This window comes from Nitrosomonas supralitoralis (assembly GCF_003011925.2).
Taxonomy (GTDB): Bacteria; Pseudomonadota; Gammaproteobacteria; order Burkholderiales; family Nitrosomonadaceae; genus Nitrosomonas; species Nitrosomonas supralitoralis.
In genome coordinates this window covers 1-2,636 of sequence record NZ_PXXU01000126.1, presented here as the reverse complement: position 1 = coordinate 2,636, position 2,636 = coordinate 1, and the positions used below count along the sequence as shown (strand labels likewise).

Genomic DNA, 2,636 nt, shown 5'->3' with positions numbered 1-2,636 from the left:
CAACTCAATAATTAATCAACCTTCCTTTAGTAGCTTGAAGGACTCATAATAGTTCTGATCCCGCGTTGCCTTCAAATGCTGAATTTTTCGCTTCTCACGTAAAGGAATAAAGTATTCCGATAACTCGCATCAAGCAAGGCTTAAAAATTTTATTTACCAGTACAGAAAATCATGAAACAAGCAAAAATATAAAGACCGCTGCATACTATGTTTTTGAGCTTTTCTGATCACATGTGGTATTGATAAATCAGAAGCTTACAAATATTTTATAACCGAGATAGCCAGTTACGGTAAGTCACATAGAAGAAAATTGAATAAAGATTATTGTATACAAAGTAATTCGTCCCAATCTGTTGTATAGTTTTGGCTAACGTTTTCCCTTCGCATTGACCAACTCTGCTTTATGCCTTGTGAGGCGAGCCATATAGAACCTTTTCCCATTCGATCATTGATGTTGTCTACAACTTTCATTAATTGATATCTATTACTGATTGGAGATAATCCAAATAAATCAGTTTGACGGATTTCGGTGTCTACGAGATTGGACAGTATCACGCCAGCTTTTTGATATTTGTAACCGTGTCTATATATTTTTCTTAAGCCCCATATGGCTGCCTTGGTTAAGACGATTGTGCTAGCCGATTGTGTTGGAAGAGGTATACGTATAACATTGAAATAATTATCCTTGGGCTTCGAGAAACGACTTGTGTTAATAAAAACACTTATTGAACCAGTATAAGAATGTTGCCGTCTTAATTTTTCTGATGCACGGCTAATATATAAAGAAACCGCTTCTTCCAGATCAGTTAATGAAGTTATTTTTATACCAAATGAACGGGAACATACAATTTCCTTTTTGGGTGGAGTTACCTCTTCCAAATCAATACAGGATATCCCATTAAGCTCTCGTATTATTTTTTCCATTACCACAGAAAATTTATTGCGCATTGTAGTTGATGAAGCTTGTTTTAAATCATAAACTGTTTCGATTCCATATTGATTTAGTTTAGGCGCAAGGCGTCTCCCTACTCCCCAAATTTCTCCTACTTTGATTCTTTTAAACCAAATGTCTTGTTGGAATGGTGTCATGTCATTTAGATTACATACTCCATCCAATTTGGGGTATTTTTTTGCAATGTAGTTTGCAAGTTTTGAAAGTGTTTTAGTTGCGCCAATACCAACACAAACAGGTAATCCTAGAAACTTCTTTATTGTTTCCCGCATATTCTGACCAGACTCCAGTAGATTTCCAAATCCGGTTAGATCAAGAAAGCACTCATCAATTGAATAAACTTCTTGATTAGGGCTAAAAGTTGAAAGTATATTCATTACACGTTTGCTCATGTCATCATAAAGTGTGTAATTTGACGAATAAGCAATGATTCGATGTTTTTGTGCTAAGTCTTTAAATTGAAACCAAGGCTGTCCCATCTTTACTCCTAATGCTTTGGCTTCATTGCTTCTGGCCACTGCACATCCATCATTATTAGATAAGACAATAACGGGCTTACCTTCTAGCTTTGGATTGAATATTCGTTCACAACTCACATAGAAATTATTTACATCGATAAGGGCTATATTGCGCATAATTTACACACTCTTTACATTTGATTAATGTGCATTATTCAATCATGCGCAATAAACAGTGTCAATTTGATTTATTTATGTACTTGCAAACAAATAAGATAATTTTTTTAACAATAAAGGAAAGGCAGGGTGAAATTTGACCTGGTCAAGTAAAACCGGATACCTCAGTTAAGCAACTTTCATGGTTTTTGCTGCTTCGGCTTCATATTGGTTCGTACTTATGTAATCCAGGTATGAATGCAGTCTTTGGTTGTTATAAAACACGGCAATATACTGCAAAATGTCCTGCTGTGCTTCATAGCGGGTTTGGTATTACCGCCATTGGCAGCGTTCCTGCTGAGGCTGCCAAAGGAGCTTTCCGCACCTGCATTGGCGCTCCTATGTCAAGTAATTGTAGCTGCATCTGACAGATCCGCAAGAATAAGCGGATATAGCTCACGAACAATATAACGCTTCAGGCAGCGTTGAATTTCCTTATTGGCATCCCTTGAGCTGCACGTCGTGCCACATAGGTTTGAGTTCTCAGCTCACTGCGCATACGTACCATCGCGATGGTCCATAGAGCGTTGTTTGCAGATCGATCACCTCCTCGATTTAATCGATGACGGATAGTCTTTCCGGAGAATGCCTGCAGTGGTCTTGCACCACATAACGCCGCTAATGCTTCATTCCTTAAACGTTCAGGATTATCCCCTGCGACAGCGATAAGTATCGCCGCCGTTTGTGGCCCGATCCCAAACTGGTTTCGAAGGCGCTTCGCTGACTCGTCAAATTATCAAGAGTCGAATCGAGTTCTTTTAGTTCAGCTGAAAACATTAGCCAACGCTTGGCCAACAAACCAAGTGTTGAAATCAATGTCTTAAGTAAAACACTGGAGATTCAACCGGTCATTGCAACACTGCTGAAATTTTCTGTGATGGCGATAAAAAATTCAACGTTTTCTTGGTCGATCATTTAACTCTTCTGCCATAATCCCAGATTTTCCATTAGAACTTTTTAAGTAGAGGCTTCAGGACTGGTTTAAGCATAGTGCAATTAAATAATGCATG

Annotated in this window: 1 protein-coding gene and 2 pseudogenes; all 3 read right to left on the bottom strand. The window is 38.2% G+C overall.

Annotation, left to right across the window (positions count from 1 at the left end):
- Positions 1 to 321: 321 nt before the first annotated feature.
- Positions 322 to 1,587: a Y-family DNA polymerase gene (locus tag C7H79_RS16850; protein WP_106708385.1), complete on the bottom strand. Its 1,266-nt coding sequence runs from the start codon at positions 1,585 to 1,587 to the stop codon at positions 322 to 324.
- Positions 1,588 to 1,755: 168 nt separating this feature from the next.
- Positions 1,756 to 1,958 (bottom strand): annotated as a pseudogene (locus C7H79_RS16845) (IS3 family transposase); the annotation flags it as partial.
- 83 nt (positions 1,959 to 2,041) lie between these two features.
- Positions 2,042 to 2,332, bottom strand: a pseudogene (locus C7H79_RS19625) (transposase); the annotation flags it as partial.
- Positions 2,333 to 2,636: the final 304 nt, after the last annotated feature.